We start from the raw sequence: 25,056 nt of genomic DNA, 5'->3' as shown, positions 1-25,056 counted from the left end.
GCCGGCCGCGCCCGCGGGGGCGCCGACCGCGCCGCCGGACCGCGCGCCGTCCGGAGGTCCGGGGGACCGCCCGTCCCCCGGACCCGGCGTGCGGCGCGGTGCCCGCTACGGCTTCTGGAAGCCCGCGTCCTGGAGGATCTTCTGCGCTTCCGGGCTGCTGAGCCAGGTCACGAACGCGGCGGCGGCCGCGGCGTTCTCGGACTGCTTCAGGGTGGCGGCCGGGTAGGAGGCGACCGCGTTCTGGTCGTCCGGGATGTCCACGGCGACGACCTTGTCGCCGGACTTGGCGGAGTCCGTCTTGTAGACGAGACCGGCGTCGGCCTCGCCGAGCTCGACCTTGCTCAGCACGGCGCGGACGTTGGGCTCCTGGGAGACGGGCTTCACGGTGACGGCCTGCTTGTCCAGGATCTCCTTGCTGTAGCGGCCGACCGGGACCTCGGGCGCGGCCAGGACGACCTTGAGCTTGGCGTCGGCGAGGTCCTTCAGCTCGTCGATCTTGAACGGGTTGCCCTTGCCCGCCGCGATGACCAGGCGGTTCTTCGCGATGACCGCGGGGGTGCCGGTCTCCGACACGAGGCCGTCCATCGTCTTGGTGTCGGCGGTGACCAGCGCGTCGGCCGGGGCGCCCTGCTTCACCTGCGCCGCGAGTTCCTGCGAACCGGCGAAGGAGAAGGTGACCTTCGTGCCCGGGTGGGCCTTCTCGTAGGCCGCGCCCGCGGTCTTGAACACGTCGGTGAGGGAGGACGCGGCGAGCACCGTGAGGTTCGCCGCCTTGGGCTCGGCGGAGGCCGATCCGGTGCCCGGGGCGCTCGCGGAGGAGTCGGCGGCCGGCTTCCCGTCACCGCCCCCGCAGGCGGTCAGGGGGACGAACAGGGCGGCGGTGAGAGCGGCGGCCGCGGCGCGGCGGGGGGTCAGGGTCAGGGACATGAGCTGGTGCTCCTCGGTCGGGTCGGCGGCCGGCCGGGTGCCGGTACCGCGCGGTGGTGACCCCGCGCCGGTGACGGCGGAGCGGGTGGGGACGTACGGGACGGGAGGTGCGGGGTCGGGAGGCGGCGCGTCGGGGTGCGGGGTGCGGGGTACGCAGCACCGTGGCCCCGGCCGCGGGGGTGGGCGGGCGCCGGGGCGCCGGCCGCCTCCGGGGGTCAGACGCGGTCGATGTGCACGCTGGTGGACTTCACGCGGGCGGTGGCCCGCATGCCGACCTCCAGGCCGAGCTCCTCGACCGCCTCGCGGGTGAGCAGGGAGACCAGCCGGTGGGGACCCGCCTGGATCTCGACCTGAGCGGCGACGTCGCCGAGCGTGACGGCCGTGACGATGCCCGGGAAGGCGTTGCGCGCGGAGGTGTACGGCTCGCCGTCCTCGGTGTGGGCGCCCTGGCCGACCTCCACGGAGAAGGCGGCCAGGGCCCGGCCGTCGATCAGGCGTCGGCCGCCCTCGTCGCGGTGGGTCGCGACCCGGCCGGCGTCGGCCCAGCGGCGTGCCGTATCGGGGCTGACGCCCAGCAGACGAGCCGCCTGGCCGATCGTGTAGGACTGCATGTGCGACAAGGTAGGTGCAGTTGTGCCGCATGTGCAATTCCCTTGGGGGCATCTCCATGGTAAGTGCCATGGTCCTTGTCGCATCCGCCAAAAGTCGTTCCGGAATCCTCCGCCCGCCTCGCTAGAGTCGTGGCATGGCTGATGAGGTAACCGCGACGGGCACCGCGCGCGTGGACGCGTGGATCTGGTCCGTACGTCTGACGAAGACCCGCGCGACCGCCGCGACCGCGTGCCGGGCGGGTCACGTGAGGGTCAACGGGGAGCGCGCCAAGCCGGCGCAGCCGGTGCGCGCGGGTGACGAGGTGCGGCTGTTCCACGCGGGGCGCGAGCGGATCGTCGTGGTCCGGCGCCCCGTGTCCAAGCGGGTGGGGCCGCCGGTCGCGGTGGAGTGCTTCGTCGACAACAGCCCGCCGCCGCCCACGCGCGTGGAGGCGGCCGTCGTCGGCATCCGCGACCGCGGCGCGGGCCGTCCCACGAAGCGCGAGCGCCGAGACATCGAGAACCTGCGCGGCCGCTGAGGGCCCGCGGCCGCCTCCGGGGTGGTCGCGCCGGGGAGCCGTGTCCGGGGAGCCGTGCAGGGGCGCCCGCCGCCGCTATTCGAGCAGGTGTTCGGATTCGGGAGTAGGGTGGTGGCATGCACGCCGTCCAGGGCCTCCAGGGCTCGCTCTTCGACCAGGGGGACGAGGTCCTGCTCGGCCCGCTCGACGGCATCCGGCGGACCGCGCTCGGCGCCGGAGCCTGGGTCGACCACCTGCCCGGCTGGCTGACCGGCGCCGACGTGCTGTTCGGGCGACTGGCCGCCGGCGTGCCCTGGCGGGCCGAGCGGCGGCAGATGTACGAGCGGGAGGTGGACGTGCCCCGGCTGCTCGCCTTCTACGGCGAGGGGGAGGCGCTGCCGGACCCCGTACTCACCGAGGCCCGCGAGGCGCTGACCCTGTACTACGCGGCCGAGCTCGGCGAGCCCTTCGTCACCGCCGGGCTGTGCCTGTACCGGGACGGGCGCGACAGCGTCGCCTGGCACGGCGACCGGACCGGCCGTTCCTCCACCGAGGACACCATGGTCGCCATCGTCTCCGTCGGGGATCCGCGCGACCTCGTGCTGCGCCCCCGCGACGGCGGGGCCACGCTGCTGCGCCTGCCCCTCGGGCACGGGGACCTCGTCGTGATGGGCGGCTCCTGTCAGCGGACGATGGAGCACGCGGTGCCCAAGTCGGCGCGGGCCGTGGGACCCCGGATCAGCGTGCAGTTCCGCACCCGCGGAGTCCGCTGACCTGCGCTTGCGCTGGTGCGCCGCCCGCTGCGGCCCGCCGCGGGACGTCAACGGCCGAGATAATTTTCATCCGTCCGGCTGAACGGCCAATCCGCCCGGCCCGCGGCGCCGAAGACCAGACGTGAGCATCAACGGCAGCACCATCGAGCAGGGCGCACCGGCGCCCGCGCTCGTGGACGTCCCGACCGGTACGGGGCCGCTGTGCGCACTGATCGGGCGCCTGACCGCCGTACCGGGCGGTCAGGGCGCGACAGCCGGTATCGGGCCCGGCTGGAGCCGTCGGGGCTTCCTCGCCGCGGACGGGGCCTCTGCGCCGGCCCCGATCGCGGCGGGGGGCCTCGGCCGGCGGCCGGACACCCCCGGCGCCCGGGAGGCGACGGCCTCCCGCGACGCGGAACGGCTCCCCGCGGGCGCACCGCCCACCGCGACACCCACCCGCAGTGCAGTGCGGGCCGGGACGCGGGCCCGGACCATAACCGGCGGCGCGAGCGGCCGGTACCCGACCCGGCCCGGCATCGGCTGAACCGGCCTTCTTCGCCCTTCTTTCCCTGACCTCCGTACGTCCGTACCTCCGTGCGCCCGTACGTCTACGCATCCGTGCATTTTCTGCCGAGCAAGCAACTCCCAAGGAGAACAGTCACCATGAACGCTCTTCACTTCCGCCGCACCGCCGTGGCCGTGGCCGCCGCCGCCGTCCTCCCCTTCACCCTGGCGGCCTGCTCCGAGTCGGGCAAGGACTCCGCCGCCGGCTCCACGGCGAGCGCGGACAGCTCCGCCTCGCAGCCCGCCACCCCGGACGCGTCGATGGCGGCGGACAAGCCGTTCGGTCCGGCCTGTGCGGGCGTCCCGGCCGATGGTGCGGGTTCGTTCGACGGGATGGCCAAGGACCCGGTGGCGACGGCGGCTTCCAACAACCCGGCGCTGTCGACGCTGGTGACCGCGGTCAAGCAGGCCGGTCTGGTCGACACGCTGAACAACGCGAAGGACATCACGGTGTTCGCGCCGACGAACGACGCGTTCGCGAAGATCCCGAAGGCGGACCTGGACAAGGTCCTCGCCGACAAGGCCATGCTGACGAAGATCCTCACCTACCACGTCGTGGGCGAGAAGCTGACGCCGCAGCAGCTGGAGAACGGCTCCTTCGACACCCTGGAGAAGACGAAGCTGACGACCGCCGGCTCGGGCGAGGCGTACAAGGTCAACGGCACGTCCGCCGTGGTCTGCGGCAACGTCAAGACCGCCAACGCCAACGTCTACATCGTCGACACCGTCCTGATGCCGAAGTAGCAGCGCTGCGCGCGCCGCGCGCGGGGAACTCGAGTGAGCGAGCGCCGTGCGGCCCCGGAAGTCCGGGGCCGCACGGCGCTGTCCCGGTCCGCGGGGCGCGCGTCAGGCAGGGTCGGAGTCCTTCAAGCCGCCGGGCAGGCGTCCGGCGGCCGCGTGGAGCGAGCGCAGGGCCAGCAGGAGGACGCCGATGTCGTCCAGGTACACCGGGTCCGGGATCAGGTCCACGGGGGAGACCGTGTACACGACCGCGACCCAGAACAGGGCCTTGTCGCGCAGCGGGATGCCGGCGTCGAGCAGCAGCCGCCGCGCCGCGAAGACGCGTACGAGCAGTACGACCGCGGCGATCGCCAGCGCGATGGCGACGACCACGGCCAGAGTGAGCCAGACCTTTCCGTCCATGGCGCGCCTATACCCCGTTCCCGGCCGGCTCTACCGGGGCGCCGCCGGAGCGGCTCATCCGGTCCGCCCGCGCAGGCGGCGGCCGACCTCGCCGAGGCCCTCGGCGAGCACGTCGAGCTGTTCGGGGGTGAGGACGTCGACGAGGACCTCCCGGACCGTGGCCACGTGGCCGGGCGCCGCCTCCTCCAGCCGGGCGCTGCCCGCCTCGGTGAGGACGGCGAAGACGCCGCGCACGTCGGAAGGGCAGCTGCGGCGGCGGACCAGCCCGGCCTTCTCCATCTGGGTGACCTGGTAGGTCAGCCCGCTCTTGGAATTGATCAGGCCATTGGCGAGCTCGGTCATCCGCAGCTCGCGCCCGGGGGCGGCGGCGAGCCGCACGAGGATCTCGTACTGGGGGTGGGAGAGCCCGGAATCGTCCTTGAGCTGCTGGTCGAGGCGGCGGTTCACCAGGGCCGAGGCGGCCAGGAAGCCGTCCCAGGCCCGCATCTCGCGGTCGTTCAGCCATCTCGTCTCAGCCATGCCGCCACCCTACACGGGTTGTTCGAATTTGAATCAATGGCTAGGGTCGGGCCTCGGCGGTTCGAATTTGAACAAACCTGACAGTGCCGTCCCCGCCTCCGGACCGCCCGACCGGAAGGATTCCCCCCATGACCAGCCCCTCCGTCACCCCGACGAAGCCGCAGGCCGCCGCACCGGCCGACACCCCGCTCGCGCTCGCCCCCTCCACCCCCGCCCACGACACCGGCCTGCTGATCCTGCGCCTGGTCCTCGGCCTGACCATGGCCGCCCACGGCGCCCAGAAGCTCTTCGGCTGGTTCGGCGGCGGCGGCATCAGCGGCACCGGACAGTTCTTCACCGCCAGCGGCTACCCCGCCGGCGACGCCATGGCCGTCCTCGCCGGCCTGACCGAGACCCTGGGCGGCCTCGGCCTCGCCGCCGGACTGCTCACCCCGCTCGCCGGGGCCGCCCTCTTCGGCACGATGATCAACGCCATCGCCGTCCGCGGAGCCGGCTCGTTCTTCGCCCCGGAGGGCATCGAGTACGAGCTCCTGCTCACCGCCGGCGCCGCGGCCCTCGCCCTCACCGGCCCCGGCCGGTACGCCGTCGACCGCTTCCTGCCCGTCCTGCGCGCCCACCGGCTGACCCACGGCGCCCTCGCCGTCGCCCTCGGCGCGGTCCTCGCGGCCGTCCTGCTGCTCGTACGCGACTAGGGGGTGTCTTTCGGGTCAGGGGAGCCCGCGCCCGCCATGATCCGGAAGGCGCGGCCTAGCGCGCACGAGGGTGTCCGGGGCCTGCGCTGATTGGCCCCGGGCATTCGCGGGAAGAGCGCACAAATGACACAACCCATCGAAGACTACGCACTCATCGGCGACCTGATGACCAGTGGGCTCGTCGGCCGCGACGGGTCCATCGACTGGCTGTGCCTGCCGCGCTTCGACTCGGCGGCCTGCTTCGCGAAGCTCCTCGGGGAAGAGGACAACGGCCACTGGCGCATCGCCCCGGCCGGCGCCGCGCCCGGCGAGCGGTGCACCCGCCGCGCCTACGTGGACGGCACGCTGGTCCTGGAGTCGTACTGGGAGACCGAGGACGGCACGTTCAAGGTCGTCGACTTCATGCCGCAGCGCGACACCGCACCCGACGTCGTCCGGATCGTCGAGGGCCTCACCGGCGAAGTCACCGTGCGCAGCATGCTGCGCCTGCGGTTCGACTACGGCCACGTCGTGCCCTGGGTCCGCCGTGTCGACGGCGAGCGCGTCGCCGTCGCCGGACCCGACTCCGCCTGGTTCCGCAGCGAACCGCACGTGCACACCTGGGGCGAGGACAACAGCACCCGCTCCGAGTTCACCGTCGCCGCCGGGGAGCGCGCCGCCTTCGTCCTCACCTGGCACCCCTCGCACGAACCCCGCCCCGATCCGATCGACCCGTACGCCGCGCTGGAGACCAGCCTCGCCGACTGGCGCGACTGGTCCTGCCAGTGCACCTACGAGGGCCCCTACCAGGAGGCGGTGAAGCGCTCCCTGATCACCCTCAAGGCCCTGACCTACGCGCCCACCGGAGGCATCGCCGCCGCGGCCACCACCTCCCTCCCCGAGGAACTCGGTGGCGTCCGCAACTGGGACTACCGCTACTGCTGGCTGCGCGACTCCACCCTCACCCTCGGGTCGTTGCTCGCCACCGGCTTCCTCGACGAGGCCCGCGCCTGGCGGGCCTGGCTGCTGCGCGCCGTCGCCGGCGACCCCGCCGACCTCCAGATCATGTACGGGATCGCGGGCGAGCGCCGGATCCCCGAGACGGACCTGCCGTGGCTGCGGGGCTACGCATCCTCCGCACCGGTCCGCGTCGGCAACGCGGCCGTGGACCAGCTCCAGCTCGACGTGTACGGCGAGGTCATCGACTCGCTGTACCTGGCCCGCGCCACCGGCCTCGACGCCGAGCCGCACGCCTGGAACCTCCAGCTCGCGCTGCTCGACTTCCTGGAGCGCAACTGGCGCCGGCCCGACGAGGGCCTGTGGGAAGTGCGCGGCCCGCGACGCCACTTCGTCCACTCCAAGGTGATGGCCTGGGTCGCCGCCGACCGGGCCGTGCGCACCCTGGAGCGCGAGCCCTCGCTGCCCGGCGACATCGAGCGCTGGCGGACCATAAGGGACGAGGTCCACCGCGACGTCTGCGAGAACGGCTACGACCCGGAGCGCAACACCTTCACCCAGTACTACGGCTCCAGCGAGCTCGACGCCGCCACCCTGCTCATCCCGCGCGTCGGCTTCCTGCCGCCCGACGACCCGCGCGTCGTCGGCACGGTCGCCGCGGTCCAGGCCGAGCTCGGGCGCAGCGGCCTGGTCCGCCGCTACACCACCGAGGGTCCCTCCGTCGACGGACTGCCCGGCGACGAAGGAGCCTTCCTGGCCTGCTCGTTCTGGCTGGCGGACGCGCTGCACCTGATCGGCCGGGACAAGGAGGCCCGCGCCCTCTTCGAGAGGCTGCTGTCCGTGTGCAACGACGTGGGCCTGCTCGCCGAGGAGTACGACCCGGTTGCGGGACGCCAACTCGGCAACTTCCCGCAGGCGTTCAGCCACGTCGGACTGGTGAACACCGCGCTCACCCTCGCCCGGGGGGAGGCGGCCGTGAAGACGCCGTAGCGCGCCGCCGAAGCCGCCTCCGCCCGGGCGGGCCTACGGAACCCGCACGGCCTCGGTCAGCCGCCCCCGCAGGCGGGCGAACTCGGCCGAGGCCCGGAGGGCGGAGACGTCCGTGTCCGGGTCCCGGTCGAGCCCGACCGGCAGTTCGGCCACCACCCGTCCCGGGCCCGCCGCCATCACCAGCACCCGGGAGCCGAGCAGTACCGCCTCCTCCGCGGAGTGCGTCACGAACAGCACGGTCGTGCCGAGGCGCCCGGCCAGCGTGCGGACCTCCTCCTGGAGCCGCTCCCGGGTCAGCGCGTCGAGCGCCGCGAACGGCTCGTCCATCAGCAGGAGTTCCGGCTCCGCGGCCAGCGCACGTGCCAGCGCGACCCGCTGCTGCTGTCCGCCCGACAGCTCCCAGGTGCGCCGGCCCGCCGTCCCCGGCAGACCCACCCGCTCCAGGAGTTCCGCGATCCGCCCGACCCGCGCGGCGCGCGGCACCCCCTGCCGGGCCAGGGCGAAGCCGATGTTCCCGCCGACCGTCCGCCAGGGGAACAGGCGCGGCTGCTGGAACACCACCCCCGCGCCCCCGCCCGGCCGCGGGGCCGCGCCCCGTACCAGGGCGGTGCCCGACGAGGGCCGCTCGAAGCCCGCGACCACCCGCAGCAGGCTCGTCTTGCCGCAGCCGGAGGGCCCGACCAGGACCACGAACTCGCCCGCCGTGATCCTCAGGTCCACGCCCTCCAGTGCCGTCACCGGCTGCCGCGCCGAACCGTACCGGACGGCCACCCCCGACAGGTCGACGACCGCGACGTCGCGGGCGGGAGCGTCAGTTCGCGGCACGACCGAGCTCCTCCACCGCGAGCGCCCGCCCGAACGCCGCCTCGTCCGGCACCGCGTCGACCGCCTTCTGCCCCTTCAGGAAGACCGCCGCGTCGCGCAGGTTGGCCGCCAGCCGGCCCGGGGCGCCGGGCGTGCCGAGGTACTCGGGACCCGTCTGTTCCTTCGCGCTCAGCAGCACCAGCTCCGACAGCTGCTGCTTCGCCTCGTCGGCGGGCAGCCCGAGTTCGGCGCCGATGGACTTCGCGGCCTGGTCGGGGGCGGTGCGGACCTGGGTCACGGCCTGGTCCTGCGCCTTGATCCACGCGGTGACCACCTCAGGGTGCTTCGCGGCGAACGCGTTCGTCACCACGCCCAGGTCGGCGGTGGGCTTGCCCTGCTGCGCCAGCTGCCGGCTGCTGACGAGCACCTTGCCGTCCGCCCGCAGCTCGCCCAGCGTCGGCGTCCACACGTACGCGGCGTCGATGTCCCCCCGCTTCCACGCGGCGAGGGCGTCCTGAGGCTGGAGGTCGATGGTCTGCACGGCGGACGGATCGACCCCGGCCGCGGTCAGGGCGGCGAGCAGCGAGTAGTGGGCCGTCGACCCGAACGGTGTCGCCACCTTCTTCCCGGCCAGCTCCTGCACCGAGTTGATGCCGGACTTGGCGACGAGCGCCTCGTTGTCGCCGATCAGGTCGTGGATCCAGACCACCTTGTACGGGATGTTCAGCGGCGCCGACAGCCCCTTGGTGACCGGGCTCGAACCGGCCAGCCCCAGGTCCACCGCGCCGGCGACGACCGCCGTGTTGACGTCGCCGCCGGACTCGAACCTGACCCACTTCACGTCGACGTCGGGCAGCGCCTTCTCCAGCAGCTTCTGGTTCTTCACCACCAGGTCGGCGTTGGGTATCGACTGGTACGCGATCCGTACGGTGGTCCGCCCGCCCGCATCGCCGTCACTGCCGCACGCGGCGGTGGTGGAGGCGGTCAGTGCGACCGCCGCGGCGAGCAGGACGGTCCGGCGGGACAGGATTCTGGGCATGGCGGAACTCCGGTGTGAGGTTCGGGACGTGCTCGGGTCGGGCAGGGGGTGGTGGAGGACGGGGCGCGGATTCAGGTCCGGCCGCGCCACGGGACCGCGACGCGTTCGACGAGGCGCAGCAGGGCGTCCAGCGCGATCCCGGACAGGCCGATGGCGATGATGCCGGTGATCACCAGCGCGGTCTGGTTGTAGCGCTGGGCGTCGCGGATCATGCCGCCGATGCCGGGGACGCCGTTGATGGTCTCCGCCGCCACGACGGAGGTGTACGCGACGCCGACCGCGATCCGGACGCCGGTGAGGATCTCGGGCAGCGCCGACGGCAGCCGTACGGACAGCAGCAGCGCCACCGGCCCCGAGCCCAGGGCCCGTGCGGCCTCGACGAGTTGTCCGGGCACCGTCCGCACCGCCGCCGCCGTGGCCGCGGCGATCGGCGGCAGCGCGGCGATCACCAGCAGCCAGATCTTCGGGGCCTCGTCGATGCCGAACCAGATGACGAGCAGCGAGAGGTACGCGAGCGGCGGCAGGGTCCGCAGGAAGGTCACCGCCGGCTCCAGTACGACGGCCAGCGGCCGGACCGTACCGATCAGCAGCCCCAGCGGCACCCCGGCGAGGACGGCGTACCCGGAGCCGGTGGCGATCCGGCCCAGGCTCACCCCCAGGTGCTCGATCAGCAGGTGCCCGCCGACGCCCCGCACCCCGTCGTGCACGGTCGAGGCGAGCAGGAACTGCCGCCACACCTCGCCGGGCGACGGCACCAGCACCCTCGGCCAGATCCCGGCGGAGACCACCGCCTGCCAGGCCGCGAGGAGCACCGCCAGCGCCGTGATCCGCAACGCGCCCCAGCGCAGCGCCTCGTGCAGCCGGCGCCGGCGCGGGGAGGGTTCCCCGGCCGGCGGGGCGGCGGGCTCCCGGCGCCGGTCCTTGCCGGCCTCCGTCGTCAGCGTCGTCATGCGCCGGCCCCCGCCCCGGTCAGGGCGCGCAGCCGCGGGGCGACCTCCTCGCCGACCCGGTACGCCTCCTCCAGGTGCGGGTAGCCGGACAGGACGAACTCGTCGATGCCCAGGGCCCGGTACTCGGCGAGCCGCGCGGCCACCTCGTCGTGCGAGCCGACCAGCGCGGTCCCGGCGCCCTCGCGGACCAGGCCGATGCCCGCCCACAGGTTCGGCGACACGGTCAGCCGGGCCGCGTCCGCGACCCCGCCGTGCAGCGCCGTCATCCGGGCCTGCCCGGTGGAGTCCATGGCGGCGAACCGTTCCTGCGTCGCCCGTACGGCCGCCGGGTCCAGGCCGGCCAGGATCCGGTCCGCCTCCGCCCAGGCCGCGTCGGCCGTGTCCCGGGTGATCACGTGCAGGCGCAGCCCGAACCGTACGGTGCGGCCCGCCGCCCGCGCCCGGTCCCGCAGCCGGGCCACCCGTGCGGCGACCGCGGCCGGTGGCTCGCCCCACAGCAGCTGCACGTCGGCCCGCCGGGCGGCGACCTCCTCGGCGGCGGGGGAGGCCCCGCCGAAGTACAGGGGGACCGGGTGCCGGAGCTCCGGATCGGTGAGCCGGGCCCCCTCGATCCGCAGGTGGGCCCCGTCGTGGTCCACCTGCTTCCCGTCGAGCAGGTCCCGGAGCACGGCCATCACCTCGTCGGTGCGGGCGTAGCGGGCATCGTGTTCCAGCCGGTCCCCGTAGGCGCGCTGTTCCGCCGGATCGCCGCCGGTCACCACGTTCAGGGCGAGTCGTCCGCCCGCGAACCGGCGGAAGGCGTCGGCCTGTTGGGCGATCAGCGTGGGGCTGGCGAACCCGGCGCGGAAGGCCACCAGGAAGCCGATGCGCGTCGTGTGCTGCGCGAGGGCGGCGGTCAGGATCCACGGGTCGACGCAGCCCAGGCCCACGGGCGTGAGCAGCGAATGGAAGCCGGCCTGCTCGGCGGCGCGGGCCACCTGGGCCAGGTAGGGGACGTCGGCGGGCCGCCGGGTCGCGGCGCCCGTACGGCCCTGGACGGCGGTGACGCCGCCGGGGTCGCGGCCGTCCCCGCCGGTGGGCAGGAACCAGTGCAGCAGGAGGGGGTTTTCCGGCATGGGTGAACCTCGTCGGAGCAGCGCCGGGCCGCGCGCCGCCGCCGTACAGGAGGGCGGTGGCACGTGTACACGGGCAGGGGGGCAGGCGGAGTCCGGGCGCGGGGAAACGCGCCGGGACGGGTGTGTCAGGGGGTGCGCGAAGGGTGCGCGGGTGTCCGTACGGGTCAGGAGCGGCGGATCAGCAGATCAACAGCCGTGCGTACGGGAGGAGTCGGCCCGACAGAGCATGGTCGAGACACGCAGCAGATCCACGTGACGACGCGATACGAGTACAGGGGCCATGGCCGCATCCTGTCGTTGTCGGGCGGGCCGGGACAAGCCGGGTCCGGATGCTGGACGTTTCCGTTCCGGAGTTCGGTACGGTCCGGGCTCAGCGGCGCCGGTTGAAGGGGAGGCGGCCGAGCACCAGCGCCATGCCGCAGGTGTCGGTGAGCGCGGAGAAGACGAGCCCGGCGCCGACGCCGGCGGAGAGCAGCTGGAACGCCGGGTGCACCAGAAGGCCGAGGAGCAGGCCGAGCAGGACGAGCGAGCCCGCGGTGACCCGTACCTGACGCTCCATGGCCCAGACCGACCGGCGGCCCTCGGCGGGGTAGTCGAGGCCGTGCCCGCCCGCCGACCAGGAGCGGGTGCCACCGGTCAGGCTGGTGGACGGGATGCCGTGCGAGGCGAGGGTGCGGGCGGCGTTCTCGGAGCGGGCGCCGGTGGCGCAGACGAGCAGCAGGCCCTTGTCCTCGGCGGCGCGCCGCAGCTCGGGCAGGGAGGGGGTGATCCGGTCGAGCGGGATGTTCACCGCGCCGGGGAGGTGGCCGGAGGCGTACTCGCCCGGCGTGCGGACGTCGATGACCGTGAACTCCTCGGGGCGCGAGAGGACCTGGCCGGCGGTGAGGGTGGTGGGAAGGCTCATGGGAAGGGCTCCTTGCGGGACGTGGAACGACGCGGAAGCGGGACGGAAGCGGACCCGTGCGGCGGGGCAGGGGCCGGGCTTCGGGGGGAGCGGGGCCGCGGGATGCGCGGCCGCGGGGGAAGGGGCTCCGGGCGGGGATCGCCCGGGGGCCGGAGCCCGGCCGGAATCCGTCCGGAGCGGCTGCCCGGGGACGGCCCGTCACGCGAGGGAGCGGTGCGGTACCCGGAGCGGGGCAGGCGTCAGCTGCGACAACAGGAGCGCGACAGGAGGCGCGGGGTGACGGTGACGGCCATGCCGCGGATCATAGGCCCCGGCGGCGCGATCAGGCCAGCGGCCGTGCCGGGTCCGGGGTCCGCGTGCCGCGCGGACCGGGTGCGGGGCGGACCGGGTGCGGCGCGGACCGGGTGTGGGGCCGGCGGGATTCGAACCCGCGGGGCCGTCCGCCAGGTCCGGCGGTGACGGCCCAGTCCCGGGCACCGGGGACCTCCGGTGCCCGGGATCGCAATGGGCCGCTCTGCCACGGCCCCACGCCCTGCGGGACCGCGCGGTCCCGGTGCGCCGGAGTCTACGCAGCGGCCCTCCGGCCCTCCGGCCCTCCGGCCGGGCGGCGGAGGCGGGGGTGTCAGCGCCGTACGAGCGGCAGGTCCGGGAAGCGCGGGCCGGCCGCGGGGGGTGGGCTCGCCGCCGTGCCGGACGCCGGGATGCGTTCGAGCACGCCGCCCGCGAAGACGTCGTACAGCGGCAGCGTCTCCAGGTGGACGTAGCCGATGTGGCACTCGCAGGCCGTCAGCGGGCAGGCCCGCGGGCGCAGCGCCGCCCGGTACGAGCCGTCGTACAGGTTGCCCAGCTCCGTCTGCACGAAGTGGCAGCGGCGGACCGTGCCGTCGCCGTCCACCGAGATCACCGACTCGCCGGTCCGGCAGGGCAGGCCCGCCGAGCGGTGGGGGTGGCGGCTGTACGCGAACAGCGGGTCCAGCGCCGTCCAGCGGGCGGCCTCCGGATCGGTGTAGGTGTGCCCCTCGGCGGCGTTCACCCACAGGTAGACCTCCGGCGGGAGCGCCGCCCGCAGCCTCCGGGCCTCCGCCAGGTGCTCCGGCAGGCCGACGACGCCCACGCTGAAGCGGATCCCGCCGTCCGACAGTTCCCGGCACCGGCCGAGGAAGCGCTCGTACGGGGTCTGTCCCGGGTGGTAGGTGCACCAGAGCGCGAGCGTGTCCGGATCGGCGGCGGCGGTCCACCCGGTGCGGCCGCTCAGGTTCGTCTGGATGGCGACCCGCCGGACGTGCGGCAGGTGCGACAGCTCCACCAGGGTGCGCCGGTACCAGGAGCGGACCAGGCCCTCGCCCCACGGGGTGAACAGCACCGAGAGCCGGTCGCCGGTGTTCCCGGCCGCCCAGGCGGCGAACCGCTCCAGCGCGGCCCGGTCGGCGGCCAGCGTGTCGCGGCTGTCCCGGCGCTTGGCGAACGGACAGTACGGGCAGTCGTAGTCGCAGGAGGCCAGCGGCCCCCGGTAGAGCACGGTGAGGTCCCGCGGCCGTTCCGGGACCTCCTCGGCAACCCCCTGCGGGCCCCGCGGGCCCGTCACTTGCGCGCGTACGCGGCCATGGCGGCCCGTACCTCCGCCGAGAACAGCGCCGGACCGACCGCGTCCGAGTGCGCGAGCCCCTCGGGGGTCAGCCGGAGCAGGCCCGGGTCGTCCGTCAGCCAGCCGCGCGCCGCGAACGCCCCCAGCTCGGCCGGGAAGTCCTCCCGGGGGTCTGCGCCGAACCGCTCCCGGTACTCCGCCACGGGCATGCCCGCCGCCTGGAGCAGCGACTGCATCAGGTGCCGCCGCCGGGCCTCGTCCGCGTCGATCCACCGGCCGTACTCCGCCCGCGCGAAGTCCGCCCGCGGCCGCGCCACGTAGTCGTCGACGATGCCGCGGATCTCCCGCATGTCCACCGCGTAGTCGAAGGAGTAGTGCAGCTCGGAGGTGTAGGAGCGGGCTCCGCAGCCCAGCCCCACCATGCCGTCGGTCTGGCACGCGTAGTCGTCGGCGCCCGCCGCCGGAGCACCCGGCAGGCGGAACATCCGCATCGACACCTGCTCGTACCCGGCGGCCAGCAGGTGGTCCCGGCCGGCCCGGTACAGGCGCAGCCGCTGGTCGTCCCAGCTCTCGGCGGGCTCGCCGGGCTCGTCGGCGCGGCGGCCCAGCGCCGTCAGGGGGCGTACGTACAGCGGGTACAGGTACAGCTCCTCCGGGCGCCAGGCGAGCGCGGCGTCCAGGGAGTACCGCCAACTGTCCTCGGTCTGGCCGTCGATGCCGTAGATCAGGTCGATGTTCAGCACCGGGATGCCCGCGTCCCGGACCCGCGACAGCGCCGCCTCCACGTCCGCGCGCTTCTGCGGGCGGACCGCCGTCCGCGCCTCCTGCGGTACGAAGCTCTGCACGCCCAGGCTCAGCCGGGTCGTGCCCCGGTCGGCGAGGACCGCGAGGCGGTCCGCCGTGGTGGTGGACGGCGAGGCCTCCACCGACAGCGGGACCGCCCGCAGGTCGGCGCCGGCACTCTTCTCCGCGATGTCGCAGAGCCGTTCCAGCTCGGAGGCGGTCAGGAACGTCGGCGTGCCGCCCCCGAAGGCGGCCGCCGCGAACCGGACCGGCCCGCCGCCGGCGCCGTCGAGGGCCTCGCGGACCGCGCCCGCCTGGCGCTCCAGCGCGTCGAGGTAGGCGGTGGTCAGCCCCTCCGGGGCGCCGATCCGGGTGAACAGGTTGCAGAACCCGCAGCGGACCTCGCAGAACGGGACGTGCAGGTAGAGCGAGAGCGCGTGCTTCGGCTGGTCCGCCCACAGGCCGTGCAGACCCGGCCGCTCGGGCAGCGGCCGGTACGCGGTCTTGTGAGGGTAGGCGTACACGTAACTCTCGTACGGGGTCGCCGTGTCGGTGCCGGTGGTCATCCTGCGGCCGCCTCCTTCGGTACGGGGGCGCACCGCGGTCGCGGCGGCTCCAGGGAGAACTGGGCGTACGGGACGGTCCACACGGCCTCGTGCGCCAGGCGGTGCCCGGTGTACCCGTCGTCCCCGTAGGTCGTCCCGTGGTCGGAGCACACGATCGCGAAGCACCGGCGGCGCGAGCGCATCGCGTCGAACAGCCGGCCGATGTGCTGGTCCACGTACTCCAGCGCGGCCGCGTGCGACTCCCACGAGTCCCCGTCCGCGGCCGTCGCTCCGTCCAGGTGGAACCAGTTCGGCTGGTGCATCGCCGACACGTTCAGGAAGAGGAACAGCCGCCGGTCCGCCGGAAGCGCGGCCACCACCTGCTCGGCGCGGGCCACCTGCGCCTCGAAGGAGGCCGGGGAAGCCACCCCGAACTCCGGCTCCCAGTGGCTCTCCTGGAACATCCCGGGCAGTACGGAGCCCAGTGCTCCGGCCCGGTTGAAGAATCCGACCCCGCCCACGCACACGGTGCGGTAGCCCGCCCCGGCCAGCCCCGACACCAGGTCCGGGGTGTCGAACACCCAGGTGCGCCCGGCGGTGCTCTCGCTGCCCCCGAACCGGGCGGCGAACAGCCTCGGGTGCGGCCCCGGACCGGCCGGAGTCGGCAGGAATCCGGCGAACATCGCCTGGTGGGAGGCGTAGGTGAAACTGCCCGGAGCGTGCCGGCGTTCCCAGGCGCCGCCGGGCAGGTGCGCGGCGAGGTGCGGGATGCGGCCCTCGGCGGCCAGCCGGACGGCGACGTCGTACCGCAGGGTGTCGAGGGTGACGAGCAGCAGGTCGTCGCGGCCGACGACCTCGTTCATGTCAGGGGCGGGCGGTGCGGGGTGCATGGTGGTCCTGTCGTGCCGGTGCGTGTACGGCGGCCAGTTGGGCCGCATAGGTGTCGAGACCCTCGGCGGGCGAGCCGGGAAGCCCGGCCAGCCCGGGCAGCAGGTCTCCGAAGGCGTTGACCTCGCCGACGGCGAACCGGCGCCAGCCGGTCGCGGGCAGCAGGTCCACCCCCGTGCAGAGGGTGGCCGGGAAGACGGCCGCGGCGCGTTCGCAGACGGCGAGCGCGTCGCGCTCCCAGCTGCCTCCCGCCGCGGTGACGGCCGCGACGGCGGCGCCGAGGTCGCCGCGCGCGCCGCCGAGGTGCAGGTTGGTCATCGGGCCGCGGGCGGTGCGGACGACGGCGTGCGTGGCGCGGCCCGCGACCGTCACCACCCGCAGGTCGGCGCAGCGGCCCCCCTGGGAGGCCTTCGGCAGCCACCGCTCGATGTGCAGGCCGTCGGGGGCGAGCGCGTCCAGGACGGCGCCGATCACGTGCTCGTCCTCGTACCGGCGCACCCGCAGCGAGTTGTGCAGGGCGCCGGAGGAGGTGCGCTCCACCGAGGTCGTCGCCCGGAACCGGCCGCCCGCGCCCGCTTCGAGGGCCACCACGCCGGAGGCCGACGACCCGTGCGCGAGCTTCACGAACACCCGGCGCAGGCCGGGCCGCGCGAGGACCTCCCGCACGTCCGCCCAGCCGCGCACCGGCGTCGCCCCGGGGCCGGAGGTCGGGGAGGCCGGCACGGGGACCCCCGCCCGGTCCAGGGCGTGGTGGCACCGGCGCTTGTCGAACAGCGCGGCGAGGTCCGCCGGGGTGGTGAGCAGCCGGCCCCCGGCCTCCGCGACCCCGGCCGCCACGGCGTCCACGGCCGCGGTGAACCGGTCGTACCAGCGGGCGGTGCCCTCCACCCGGGTCGGGTCGGACACCCCGCGCAGCAGCCGCTCGACCTCGGGGTCCTCGCCCGGCGAGTCGATCCGCACGGTCTCGCCCGGCCGGAACCGGGCGGAGCCGTCCAGGACGTCGCGCCAGGCCACCACGCGGGCCGCGGGCAGACCGCGGGCGCGGACGGCGTCCTGGTAGAGCGCCACGCGGCGGCCCGCCGGGTTGCCGACGACCGCCGGCGCGGCGGCCGGCAGGGCTGTCGGCGGGCCCTGGGTCACTCCGACACCGCGACGTACCGGTAGACCGTCCCGTCGTACTCGTGCGCGTCGCCCGCCTCCAGGGCGAGGAGGACGCCGTGCGGCTCCAGCGCCGCGCGCAGCCGCTCCTGGAGGTCCGCGCCGATGTAGTGGTGGTCGAGGTCCAGGCGGGCCAGGTGAGTGAGGGACCCGCCCTCCAGCAGGGCGGTCGCGCCCTCGTCGGTGAGGATGCCCATGGACAGGTCCAGGGTCTCCAGCCGTCCCACCACGGGGGCGCCCGCCACCGCGACGGCCACCGCGTCCTGGATCTCGCTGTTGCGCAGGGCGAGGTGGCGCAGGGCCGGGAGCCGCTCGCCCGAGAGGATCGGCGCCAGGTCCTCGGCCCCGCTGTCCGCGCCGTACTCGGAGGTGCCGAGCCACAGGTCGAGGACCTCCAGGGAGGGCAGGTCGCTCGCGGCGGCGCCGCGCACCACCTCCCTGGGCAGCCCGCCGGTCTGCACCACCAGCTTCCGCAACTCCGTGTGCTTCACGGGTGCCAGCTCCAGCCCCGTACCGCCGCGCACCCCGAACTCGCGCAGCTCCGGGAAGGCCCGCAGGAGCGGGGTGACGTCCGACTGCTGGATCCAGGAGATCTCGGACTCCTCGCCCTCGATGTCCCCGAAGAAGAGGTGCCGCAGCAGCGGGAAGTCGCCGGCGGCCGCGACGAGGGCGGACACGACGGCCGCGCTGGAGACCTCGTACGACTCCTCCCAGACGCCCACGATCAGCGCGGTGACCCGGCGGGTGTCCACGGCGGCCGTGAAGCGGGCCCAGGCCTCGCTCCAGGTCTCCTCCGTGTCGTGCTCGTCGGCGCGCACCCGCCAGGCGACGGCGCCGGCCTCGGGCAGGGCCCGCTCGTCCCCCGGGGCGGGGAAGTCGAAGGCGGGCAGCCCGCCCAGCTCCGAGAGGTGTGCTACCTGGCTCATGCGCTGCTCCTGAGGGGTGAACGGGCCGTTCGGGCGAGCGGCCGGTGCGACACCAGTTCTACCAAGGGCCACCGACATCCCGGCCCGCGGGGAAGGCCCTGCGCACCGCGTACGGAGGGGCACGGCGGGTAAGCGCGGGCCATGACTGTCGCGAAGACGAGCATTCTCGTACTGGACTGCGCCGATCCCGAAGCGCTCGCCGCCTTCTACGCCGAGCTGCTGGGCGCCGAAGTGCGGGCGGGGGACGGCCCGGACATCGTGGAGGTCGTCGGCGACGCCGGCGTCCACCTCGCCCTGTGCCGGGACCACGGCTACGCACCGCCGAGCTGGCCGCGCCCGGAGGACTCCCAACAAGCGCACCTGCGCATCCTCGTGGCCCCCGAGGACCTGGACGAGGCCGAGCGGGAGGCCGTCTCCCTCGGTGCCCGCCCCCTGGCCGTCGACGTCGGCGAAGGCCCGCGCGACGCCCGCCTGTTCGGCGACCCGGCGGGCCACTCCTTCACCCTGGCGGCCACCACCCTGTCCCGCTGAATCCCGTCACTGCGGCGGAGGCGCGCCTCGTCCCCGGGGTGCACGCGGCGTGCGCCGCAATCGTCCTCGGGGGTGATGGGGGGCCGCCGGCCGGCCGACAGAATCGAAGGGCGGAAGATCGTCCGACTGCCCTGCGGGGCTGGAGACTTGGGGAGACCGGCATGCCTCTCGCACGCTTCGACCGGCGCCGACGGTTACGGAACACGGGGGCCGCGGCCGCCGTCGCCCTGGCCCTGTCGGCCGGTGCGGTCCCCGCGGCGCACGCCGCCGCGCCGGCCGGCGGGATCGACCGGACCGCGCTGGACCGGCGGCTCGACGCCGTCCGCGACGCCGGGATGTACGGGGCGTACGCCTCCGTGCGCGACGGACGGGCGCAGTGGAACGGGGCCACCGGTGTCGCCGACGTCACGACAGGCCGGCCCGCCCGCCCCGACCTGCGCCACCGCGTCGGCAGCGTCACCAAGTCCTTCACCGCGGTCGCCGTGCTCCAGCAGGACGCCAAGGGCCGCATCCGCCTCGACCGGCCGGTCGGCGACTACCTCCCCGCCCTCGTCCCCGGTGAGCGCGGCCGCAAGATCACCGTACGGATGCTGCTCAACCACACCAGCGGGATAGCCGACTACATACCCGAGGCCTTCCCCTCCCTGAAGGAGGGATCCACGAAGGACCTCGACGCCTTCCGCCACCGGACGCTGCGTCCCGACGAGCTGATCGCGCACGGCGTCGACCAGCCGCAGCTCTTCGAACCCGGAGCGGACTGGTCCTACTCGAACACCAACTACATCCTGCTGGGCGAACTGCTGCGCAAGGTCACCGGCCAGGACCCGGACGAGGTCGTCACGAAGAACGTGATCCGCAGGGCCGGGCTCCGGAACACCTACTTCCCCGGCACCGATCCGCGCATCCGGGGCCCGCACGCGAAGATGTACGAGAGTTTCTACGGGCTGATCGACCCGCCGCGCGACTACAGCGAGTACAACATGACGATGGCCGGCGCGGCCGGCGCGCTGATCTCCACCACCCAGGACCTGAACACCTTCTACCGGGCCCTGCTCCAGGGCGACTTGCTGCCCGCCGCGCAGCTCCGCGAGATGCGCACGACGGTGCCGGTCAAGGACGGGGACGGCACCGTCGTCCTGCGCTACGGACTCGGCATCTACTCCGCCGACACGCGCTGCGGACCCGTCTGGGGCCACGACGGCGGGGTGTGGGGGGCCGGCACCTCGGCGCTGAGCAGCGCCGACGGCAAGCGGCAGTACGCCGTCGGGTACAACCTGATGAAGTACCAGCGCTTCGACGCGCACGGCGTCCCGATCCCGCACCCGGTCGACGCCGCCTTCGGTGAACTCCTCGACGAGGCGCTCTGCGGCGGCCGCTCCGCCTCGGCCGGAGCGGCCCGGGAGGAGGCCCCGGCCGCCGCCCCCGAGCCGCTGGACGCCCTCGTGGTCCCGGGCGCCCCGCAGCGGACGGCCGGTCAGCGCTTGCGGTAGCGGCGCGCGTCCTCGGCGGCGGCCAGCACCGATTCCAGGTCGCCGCCGAGGGCCGAGGTCAGGGTGACGGCGACGGCGCCCTCCAGGAACGGGGCGTCCACGATCCGGGTGCCGGCCGGCAGCGGGGAGGGGTCCTCGCCGAGCAGGGACTTCATGGTGAGCACCGCGCTGCCCAAGTCGCACAGCACGGCCACCCCCTGCCCCTCGTCGACCCGCCGGACGGCGGCCAGGACCAGTTCCGCGCTCGTTCCGACCCCGCCGTCCCGGGTCCCGCCCGCGACGCTGAGCGGGGCCGGGGCGACGGAGCCCAGCAGGGCGCCGGTCAGTTCGGCCACCGCCGCGGCGACCGCGGCACTGTGCGAGACCAGGACCACGCCGACCCGGGCGGTCCCGGTCCCGGCCGCCCTCCCGGCGCCCGCGCCGGTCCCGGATTCCGCGGCGGGCCGTACAACGGGTTCCGCGCCGGAGCCCGCGGCGGCGGCCCCGGAGTCCACGGCCGCCGCCGGCTCCGCGTCGACCGCGGTGCGCAGCGCCTCCATGAGCAGTACCACGGAGTTGGCGCCGGCGTCCTGGTGGCCGACGCTGCGCTCGCCGAGATAGCTGGCCCTGCCCTTGCGGGCCGACAGCCCGGCCGTGGCGTCGGCGCCCTCACGGGCGGCCCGGCAGGCGCCGTCCAGGGCCTCGCGCAGCGGGAGTCCGGCCGCCACCGCCTCCGACAGGGCGGCCACCCCGGGCGCCAGCGCGTCCACCAGGGTGGCGTCGCCGAGTTCCGCGCCGCCCAGCTTCTGCACGGAGCGCAGGCCCGCGCCGAGCGCGGCGGCCAGTTCGAGACCGGTCGGCGCCGCGCTCTCGCCGAGCACCTTGCCGGTGCGCCGCAGTGCGGTGCCGAACAGCGGGCCCGAGGCCCCGCCGACGGTGTTGGTCAGGGTGGTTCCGGCCAGGGTCAGCAGGGCCCCGGGGGTCTGCGGCCGGGCCTCGGCCACCGCCTCGCCGACGGCGCCGAAGCCCCGTACCAGGTTCGCCCCGTGGTCCCCGTCGCCGATGACGGCGTCGAGCTCGGTCAGCCGCGCGCTGTCACGCCGTACGAGACGGTCTGCCTCGGCGAGCCAGCGGCGGAAGTACGCGGTGTCCAGGACCGGCGGGTCGGCCTGAAGGGTGGTCATGGGGTGCTCCTGTGGGGGGTGCGCGGTGCGCGGCGGATCGGACGGGGGACGCGGGTCGGGGCGGGAGCGGGGTCTCAGCAGCCCCAGCGCAGGGCCGGGGTGTCCACGGGTGCGTCCCACAGCCGCAGCAGCTCCTCGTCGGCGCGGCACAGGGTGAGGGTGCAGCCGGCCATGTCCAGGCTGGTGACGTACGAGCCGACCAGCGAGCGGGCCACGGTGATCCCGCGCTCGGCGAGCACCCGCCCGGCCTCGGCGCGCATCACGTACAGCTCGATCGGCGGGGTCCCGCCGAGGCCGTTGACCAGCAGGATCACCGGGTCGCCGGACTCCTCGGGCAGGTCGGCCAGGACGGCGTCGAGCATCGCCTCGGCGGTCGCGGCGGCGGACATCAGGGTCCGCCGTTCCCGGCCCGGCTCGCCGTGGATCCCGATGCCGAGCTCGATCTCCTGCTCGCCGAGCGCGAAGTTGGGGCCGCCCTTGGCGGGCGTGGTGCAGGAGGTCAGTGCCACGCCGTAGCTCCGAGAGCGGGCGTTGACCTTGCGGGCGACCGCGGCGACGTCGGCGAGCGGCGCGCCCTCCTCGGCGAGGGCTCCGGCGATCTTCTCCACGAACAGGACGGCGCCGGTGCCCCGGCGGCCCGGACCGCCGGCCACCGGGGTCACGGCGACGTCGTCGTCCACGACGACCTGCTCGACCGCGACCCCCTCGTCCTCGCAGTCCTCCGCGGCCATTGCGAAGTTGAGGAGGTCGCCGGTGTAGTTCTTCACGACGTGCAGGACACCCGCGCCGGAGTCGACCGCGGCCGTCGCCCGCGCGATGGCGTCCGGCACCGGCGAGGTGAACACCGGACCGGCCACCGCGCCCGCGAGCATGCCGCGGCCCACGAACCCGGCGTGCAGCGGCTCGTGCCCGCTGCCCCCGCCCGACAGCACCGCCACCTTTCCGGCCGCCGGCCCGCCGGCGCGCGTCACGATGCCCGTCCCCGGCTCGACCGAGAGCCCCGGATGGGCGGCGGCCATTCCGTGCAGGGCGTCGGCGACGACGCTCTCCGGGGAATTGATGAGCTTCTTCACGGGGCCTCTTTCTTCGTGGTGGACGCGACTCTGAAACGGAAATGCAAAAAGGTTCACGGCGAAAGGAACGATGCGTTCCCCTGTCGCTTTCCAGGCACGCTACCTCGGACGACACCCGCCGTGGAGGGGGCCTTTGGTCCCGTGTCCGGGCGCGGAAGGGCCCTTGGGGGAGAGGGGTTCCCGGCCGTTGCCGGGAAACGGCGGATTCGTGGTAGGGATGAAAAGCAGATGCGGAAATGAATTCGCCTTCAGGAGGTTTCGCTGTGAAGACCGTCGGTACGCGCATGCTCATCAGCCCGCCGAAATACGTCCAGGGCGCCGGAGCGATGCACGACCTGGGCGAGCACACCGCACACCTCGGCGGCAACGCGGTCGTACTCGCCGACAAGGGGGTGTGGGGCTTCGTCGACACCGCGGTCACCGACTCCCTCGCCGCCGCCGGGGTCCGCCTCACGAAGGAGGTCTTCGGCGGCCTGTGCACCCAGCGGGAGATCGACCGGGTCGCCGCGGTCGCCGAGCGGGCCGGCGCGGACGTGGTCATCGGCATAGGCGGCGGCACCGCCATCGACACGGCCAAGGCCGTCGGCCACGCCCGGGGCGACATCGCCGTCGTCAGCGCCCCCACCGTGGCCTCCACGGACGCGCCGACGAGCGCGCTGGCCGTCCTCTACACCGAGGGCGGCGCGTTCGAGCGCTACTCCTTCTTCCGGCGCAACCCGAACCTGGTCCTCGTCGACACCGCGCTCGTCGCGGCCGCGCCCAGCCGCTTCATCGTCTCCGGCATGGGCGACGCGCTCGCCACCTGGTACGAGGCGCGCGTCTGCGTCGCCGCGCACCGCACCGCGATGGCCGGCGGCCTCGCCACCGGGGCTTCGCTCAGCCTGGCCCGGCTGTGCTGGGAGACGCTGATGGAGTACGGGCAGCAGGCCCGCCTCGCCGCCGAGCAGCACGTGGTGACCCCGGCCCTGGAGAAGGTCACCGAGGCCAACACCCTGCTCTCCGGCCTCGGGTTCGAGTCCTGCGGCCTGGCGGCCGCCCACGGCATCCACAACGGCCTGACCGTCTCGGACCGCACCCACCGGATGATGCACGGCGAGAAGGTCAACATCGGCACGCTCGCCCAACTCGTCCTGGAGGGCGCCCCCACCGAGGAGCTGGACACCTGGCTGCGGTTCAGCCGGTCCGTCGGCCTGCCGACCACGCTCGCCGAGGTGGGCCTCGGCGACGCCGGCCGCGAGGAGCTCCTCGCGGTCGGGCGCGCGGCCACCGCCGACGGCGAGACCACCCACAACATGCCGTTCCCGGTGACCGCCGCGATGGTCGCGGACGCACTGCTCGCCGGCGACGCGTACGCCCGCGCCGCCCCGGGCCGGGCCGCCTGAGGCCCGCCCGCAGGGCTCCGGGGGCGGACCGCTATGGCGTGCGCAGGGCCAGCAGCAGGGCCGTGTCGTCCGGCCGGTCCGCGGTGCTTCCCGCCACGCCGATCAACCGGTCCGCGGCCTCGGTCAGCGGCGCCGGCCGGGCCGCGGACAGCGACAGGCGCAGCCGTTCCACCCCGACGTCGATGTCGGTGCCCGGCTCCTCCACCAGCCCGTCGGTGTACAGGGCGAGCACCGATCCGGTCTCCAGGCGCAGTTCCGTCACCGGGTACGAGGCCTCCGCGTCGATGCCGAGCACCACCCCGCCCGCCAGGTCCAGCACCTCGGTGCGGCCGTCGGGGTGCCGCAGCAACGGCTGGGGGTGCCCGGCGCGGACGGCCCGGGCGGCGCCCGTCTCCGGGTCCAGCAGCACGTAGCAGCAGCTGGCGAACTGGCCCGGGTCCAGGTCGATGAGGAGCTGGTTCGTGCCGCTCATCACCTGTTCGGGACTGCTCCCGCTCAGTGCGAACGCCCTGACGGCGCTGCGCAGTTGGCCCATGGTCGCCGCGGCGGCCACCCCGTGTCCCTGGACGTCCCCGATGACCAGGGCGAGCAGTCCGGCTCCCGTCTCGACGACGTCGTACCAGTCGCCGCCGACGTCCATGCCCAGGGTGCCGGGCAGGTAGCGGCCGACCGTCTGCACGTGGTCGCGCACCGGCAGCCGGTGCGGCAGCAGCGCCGACTGCAGCCCGCGGGCGAGCGCGGCCTCGCTGTCGTAGCGCCGGGCCCGCTCCAGGGCCTGCGCGATCAGCCCGGCCAGTGCGGTGAGCACCGTACGCTCCTCCGCGCTGAAACCGCGGGGCGCGTCGAAGCCGAGGATGCACGAGCCGACCGGCCGCCCGGAGGCGATCAGCGGCAGGAACGCGCGGGCCCCGACGTCGGCGTCCAGCGGGATCCCCGGGTAGGCGGCGGCCAGGTGCTGCATCGACTCGAAGAACAGCGGCCGCCCCGAGGTCAGGGTCTCGGCGCCCCGCCGCCCGGGGGGGGGGACCCCCCCCCCCGGCCCTCTCACGTACCGGGCAGCGCCGTGCGTGCTACTTGACGGCCTTCAGC

Annotated in this window: 24 protein-coding genes, 1 tRNA gene and 3 pseudogenes; 9 read left to right on the top strand and 19 right to left on the bottom strand. The window is 74.7% G+C overall.

Going from position 1 to position 25,056, the window contains the following annotated elements:
• Positions 1-105: 105 nt before the first annotated feature.
• Complete coding sequence (gene modA, locus ACZ6S8_RS27015; RefSeq protein WP_469459982.1) at positions 106-927, bottom strand: molybdate ABC transporter substrate-binding protein; 822 nt, start codon at positions 925-927, stop codon at positions 106-108.
• 215 nt (positions 928-1,142) lie between these two features.
• On the bottom strand, positions 1,143-1,538 hold the full coding sequence (locus ACZ6S8_RS27010; protein WP_469459981.1) for a TOBE domain-containing protein: 396 nt from the start codon (positions 1,536-1,538) through the stop codon (positions 1,143-1,145).
• A 134-nt stretch (positions 1,539-1,672) separates the two neighbouring features.
• On the opposite strand from ACZ6S8_RS27010, the gene ACZ6S8_RS27005 reads away from it, so the two are divergent.
• The 4 genes from ACZ6S8_RS27005 (at position 1,673) to ACZ6S8_RS26990 (ending at position 4,095) form a co-directional block, all read left to right on the top strand.
• Positions 1,673-2,056: an RNA-binding S4 domain-containing protein gene (locus ACZ6S8_RS27005; protein WP_469459980.1), complete on the top strand. Its 384-nt coding sequence runs from the start codon at positions 1,673-1,675 to the stop codon at positions 2,054-2,056.
• 116 nt (positions 2,057-2,172) lie between these two features.
• Positions 2,173-2,808, top strand: a complete 636-nt coding sequence (locus tag ACZ6S8_RS27000; RefSeq protein ID WP_469459979.1) for an alpha-ketoglutarate-dependent dioxygenase AlkB — start codon at positions 2,173-2,175, stop codon at positions 2,806-2,808.
• A 121-nt stretch (positions 2,809-2,929) separates the two neighbouring features.
• Positions 2,930-3,331, top strand: coding sequence for a hypothetical protein (locus ACZ6S8_RS26995; RefSeq protein ID WP_469459978.1), 402 nt, complete (start codon positions 2,930-2,932; stop codon positions 3,329-3,331).
• A 119-nt stretch (positions 3,332-3,450) separates the two neighbouring features.
• A complete protein-coding gene (locus ACZ6S8_RS26990; RefSeq protein WP_469459976.1) occupies positions 3,451-4,095 on the top strand; it encodes a fasciclin domain-containing protein in 645 nt (214 codons plus the stop codon).
• Between the two features lie 102 nt (positions 4,096-4,197).
• On the opposite strand, the gene ACZ6S8_RS26985 is transcribed toward ACZ6S8_RS26990, so the two are convergent.
• The gene (locus tag ACZ6S8_RS26985; protein ID WP_469459974.1) at positions 4,198-4,494 is read right to left on the bottom strand and encodes a YkvA family protein; all 297 of its coding nucleotides are present in this window, start codon (positions 4,492-4,494) and stop codon (positions 4,198-4,200) included.
• A gap of 54 nt (positions 4,495-4,548) precedes the next feature.
• Positions 4,549-5,013 (bottom strand): MarR family winged helix-turn-helix transcriptional regulator, encoded by a 465-nt coding sequence (locus tag ACZ6S8_RS26980; protein ID WP_469459971.1) that lies wholly within the window; start codon positions 5,011-5,013, stop codon positions 4,549-4,551.
• Positions 5,014-5,141: 128 nt separating this feature from the next.
• Between ACZ6S8_RS26980 and ACZ6S8_RS26975 the strand changes: the two genes are divergently transcribed.
• Positions 5,142-5,705 carry a DoxX family protein gene (locus ACZ6S8_RS26975; RefSeq protein WP_469459969.1) on the top strand — a complete coding sequence of 188 codons (564 nt, stop codon included), beginning with the start codon at positions 5,142-5,144 and terminating at the stop codon, positions 5,703-5,705.
• A 123-nt stretch (positions 5,706-5,828) separates the two neighbouring features.
• The gene (locus tag ACZ6S8_RS26970) at positions 5,829-7,631 is read left to right on the top strand and encodes a glycoside hydrolase family 15 protein (protein WP_469459967.1); all 1,803 of its coding nucleotides are present in this window, start codon (positions 5,829-5,831) and stop codon (positions 7,629-7,631) included.
• Between the two features lie 33 nt (positions 7,632-7,664).
• On the opposite strand, the gene ACZ6S8_RS26965 is transcribed toward ACZ6S8_RS26970, so the two are convergent.
• The 11 genes and pseudogenes from ACZ6S8_RS26965 to ACZ6S8_RS26915 form a co-directional block, all read right to left on the bottom strand.
• Positions 7,665-8,456, bottom strand: a complete 792-nt coding sequence (locus tag ACZ6S8_RS26965) for an ABC transporter ATP-binding protein (RefSeq protein ID WP_469459965.1) — start codon at positions 8,454-8,456, stop codon at positions 7,665-7,667.
• Positions 8,443-9,474 carry a taurine ABC transporter substrate-binding protein gene (locus ACZ6S8_RS26960; protein ID WP_469459963.1) on the bottom strand — a complete coding sequence of 344 codons (1,032 nt, stop codon included), beginning with the start codon at positions 9,472-9,474 and terminating at the stop codon, positions 8,443-8,445. Before ACZ6S8_RS26960 ends, ACZ6S8_RS26965 begins: the two co-directional genes overlap by 14 nt.
• A 71-nt stretch (positions 9,475-9,545) precedes the next feature.
• Complete coding sequence (locus ACZ6S8_RS26955; RefSeq protein ID WP_469459961.1) at positions 9,546-10,424, bottom strand: ABC transporter permease; 879 nt, start codon at positions 10,422-10,424, stop codon at positions 9,546-9,548.
• Positions 10,421-11,539, bottom strand: a complete 1,119-nt coding sequence (locus ACZ6S8_RS26950; protein WP_469459959.1) for an LLM class flavin-dependent oxidoreductase — start codon at positions 11,537-11,539, stop codon at positions 10,421-10,423. Before ACZ6S8_RS26950 ends, ACZ6S8_RS26955 begins: the two co-directional genes overlap by 4 nt.
• A gap of 370 nt (positions 11,540-11,909) precedes the next feature.
• Positions 11,910-12,443, bottom strand: a complete 534-nt coding sequence (locus ACZ6S8_RS26945; RefSeq protein ID WP_469459957.1) for a rhodanese-like domain-containing protein — start codon at positions 12,441-12,443, stop codon at positions 11,910-11,912.
• A gap of 407 nt (positions 12,444-12,850) precedes the next feature.
• Positions 12,851-12,970, bottom strand: a tRNA-OTHER gene (locus ACZ6S8_RS26940).
• A 105-nt stretch (positions 12,971-13,075) separates the two neighbouring features.
• Positions 13,076-14,028 (bottom strand): annotated as a pseudogene (locus ACZ6S8_RS26935) (STM4011 family radical SAM protein); the annotation flags it as partial.
• Positions 14,025-15,377, bottom strand: a complete 1,353-nt coding sequence (locus ACZ6S8_RS26930; protein WP_469459955.1) for an STM4012 family radical SAM protein — start codon at positions 15,375-15,377, stop codon at positions 14,025-14,027. The pseudogene ACZ6S8_RS26935 and the gene ACZ6S8_RS26930, both read right to left, overlap by 4 nt.
• On the bottom strand, positions 15,374-16,219 hold the full coding sequence (locus tag ACZ6S8_RS26925; RefSeq protein WP_469460011.1) for an STM4013/SEN3800 family hydrolase: 846 nt from the start codon (positions 16,217-16,219) through the stop codon (positions 15,374-15,376). Before ACZ6S8_RS26925 ends, ACZ6S8_RS26930 begins: the two co-directional genes overlap by 4 nt.
• A gap of 1 nt (position 16,220) precedes the next feature.
• On the bottom strand, positions 16,221-17,384 hold the full coding sequence (locus tag ACZ6S8_RS26920) for an STM4014 family protein (RefSeq protein WP_469459953.1): 1,164 nt from the start codon (positions 17,382-17,384) through the stop codon (positions 16,221-16,223).
• On the bottom strand, positions 17,381-18,328 hold the full coding sequence (locus tag ACZ6S8_RS26915) for an STM4015 family protein (RefSeq protein ID WP_469459951.1): 948 nt from the start codon (positions 18,326-18,328) through the stop codon (positions 17,381-17,383). The genes ACZ6S8_RS26920 and ACZ6S8_RS26915 overlap by 4 nt, the downstream gene beginning before the upstream one ends.
• A gap of 141 nt (positions 18,329-18,469) precedes the next feature.
• On the opposite strand from ACZ6S8_RS26915, the gene ACZ6S8_RS26910 reads away from it, so the two are divergent.
• Complete coding sequence (locus ACZ6S8_RS26910) at positions 18,470-18,859, top strand: VOC family protein (protein ID WP_469459949.1); 390 nt, start codon at positions 18,470-18,472, stop codon at positions 18,857-18,859.
• Positions 18,860-19,020: 161 nt separating this feature from the next.
• Positions 19,021-20,349, top strand: a complete 1,329-nt coding sequence (locus ACZ6S8_RS26905) for a serine hydrolase domain-containing protein (protein ID WP_469459947.1) — start codon at positions 19,021-19,023, stop codon at positions 20,347-20,349.
• Here ACZ6S8_RS26905 and ACZ6S8_RS26900 read toward each other — a convergent pair.
• From ACZ6S8_RS26900 to dhaK, 3 genes and pseudogenes are all read right to left on the bottom strand, one after another.
• Positions 20,334-20,723 (bottom strand): PTS-dependent dihydroxyacetone kinase phosphotransferase subunit DhaM, encoded by a 390-nt coding sequence (locus ACZ6S8_RS26900; RefSeq protein WP_469460010.1) that lies wholly within the window; start codon positions 20,721-20,723, stop codon positions 20,334-20,336. The two genes, ACZ6S8_RS26905 and ACZ6S8_RS26900, sit on opposite strands and share 16 nt — an antisense overlap.
• 135 nt (positions 20,724-20,858) lie before the next feature.
• Positions 20,859-21,512 (bottom strand): annotated as a pseudogene (gene dhaL / locus ACZ6S8_RS26895) (dihydroxyacetone kinase subunit DhaL); the annotation flags it as partial.
• A gap of 74 nt (positions 21,513-21,586) precedes the next feature.
• Positions 21,587-22,585, bottom strand: a complete 999-nt coding sequence (dhaK, locus tag ACZ6S8_RS26890) for a dihydroxyacetone kinase subunit DhaK (protein WP_469459944.1) — start codon at positions 22,583-22,585, stop codon at positions 21,587-21,589.
• 263 nt (positions 22,586-22,848) lie between these two features.
• Between dhaK and ACZ6S8_RS26885 the strand changes: the two genes are divergently transcribed.
• Positions 22,849-23,967, top strand: a complete 1,119-nt coding sequence (locus tag ACZ6S8_RS26885; protein WP_469459942.1) for a glycerol dehydrogenase — start codon at positions 22,849-22,851, stop codon at positions 23,965-23,967.
• A 40-nt stretch (positions 23,968-24,007) separates the two neighbouring features.
• Here the strand turns inward: ACZ6S8_RS26885 and ACZ6S8_RS26880 are convergent.
• Positions 24,008-25,056 (bottom strand): annotated as a pseudogene (locus tag ACZ6S8_RS26880) (PP2C family protein-serine/threonine phosphatase); the annotation flags it as partial.

Source organism: Streptomyces sp. NPDC048461 (assembly GCF_055587105.1).
The sequence above is the reverse complement of the archived record's forward strand: the minus strand, read 5'-3'. Positions and strand labels throughout refer to the sequence as shown.

What these genes read in the sequence shown, in the direction of transcription:
- modA (WP_469459982.1), bottom strand. Translation starts at nt 927, where the DNA reads ATGTCCCTGACCCTGACCCCCCGCCGCGCCGCGGCCGCCGCTCTCACC.
- ACZ6S8_RS27010 (WP_469459981.1), bottom strand. Translation starts at nt 1,538, where the DNA reads ATGCAGTCCTACACGATCGGCCAGGCGGCTCGTCTGCTGGGCGTCAGC.
- ACZ6S8_RS27005 (WP_469459980.1), top strand. Translation starts at nt 1,673, where the DNA reads ATGGCTGATGAGGTAACCGCGACGGGCACCGCGCGCGTGGACGCGTGG.
- ACZ6S8_RS27000 (WP_469459979.1), top strand. Translation starts at nt 2,173, where the DNA reads ATGCACGCCGTCCAGGGCCTCCAGGGCTCGCTCTTCGACCAGGGGGAC.
- ACZ6S8_RS26990 (WP_469459976.1), top strand. Translation starts at nt 3,451, where the DNA reads ATGAACGCTCTTCACTTCCGCCGCACCGCCGTGGCCGTGGCCGCCGCC.
- ACZ6S8_RS26985 (WP_469459974.1), bottom strand. Translation starts at nt 4,494, where the DNA reads ATGGACGGAAAGGTCTGGCTCACTCTGGCCGTGGTCGTCGCCATCGCG.
- ACZ6S8_RS26980 (WP_469459971.1), bottom strand. Translation starts at nt 5,013, where the DNA reads ATGGCTGAGACGAGATGGCTGAACGACCGCGAGATGCGGGCCTGGGAC.
- ACZ6S8_RS26975 (WP_469459969.1), top strand. Translation starts at nt 5,142, where the DNA reads ATGACCAGCCCCTCCGTCACCCCGACGAAGCCGCAGGCCGCCGCACCG.
- ACZ6S8_RS26970 (WP_469459967.1), top strand. Translation starts at nt 5,829, where the DNA reads ATGACACAACCCATCGAAGACTACGCACTCATCGGCGACCTGATGACC.
- ACZ6S8_RS26960 (WP_469459963.1), bottom strand. Translation starts at nt 9,474, where the DNA reads ATGCCCAGAATCCTGTCCCGCCGGACCGTCCTGCTCGCCGCGGCGGTC.
- ACZ6S8_RS26955 (WP_469459961.1), bottom strand. Translation starts at nt 10,424, where the DNA reads ATGACGACGCTGACGACGGAGGCCGGCAAGGACCGGCGCCGGGAGCCC.
- ACZ6S8_RS26950 (WP_469459959.1), bottom strand. Translation starts at nt 11,539, where the DNA reads ATGCCGGAAAACCCCCTCCTGCTGCACTGGTTCCTGCCCACCGGCGGG.
- ACZ6S8_RS26945 (WP_469459957.1), bottom strand. Translation starts at nt 12,443, where the DNA reads ATGAGCCTTCCCACCACCCTCACCGCCGGCCAGGTCCTCTCGCGCCCC.
- ACZ6S8_RS26930 (WP_469459955.1), bottom strand. Translation starts at nt 15,377, where the DNA reads ATGACCACCGGCACCGACACGGCGACCCCGTACGAGAGTTACGTGTAC.
- ACZ6S8_RS26925 (WP_469460011.1), bottom strand. Translation starts at nt 16,219, where the DNA reads ATGAACGAGGTCGTCGGCCGCGACGACCTGCTGCTCGTCACCCTCGAC.
- ACZ6S8_RS26915 (WP_469459951.1), bottom strand. Translation starts at nt 18,328, where the DNA reads ATGAGCCAGGTAGCACACCTCTCGGAGCTGGGCGGGCTGCCCGCCTTC.
- ACZ6S8_RS26910 (WP_469459949.1), top strand. Translation starts at nt 18,470, where the DNA reads ATGACTGTCGCGAAGACGAGCATTCTCGTACTGGACTGCGCCGATCCC.
- ACZ6S8_RS26905 (WP_469459947.1), top strand. Translation starts at nt 19,021, where the DNA reads ATGCCTCTCGCACGCTTCGACCGGCGCCGACGGTTACGGAACACGGGG.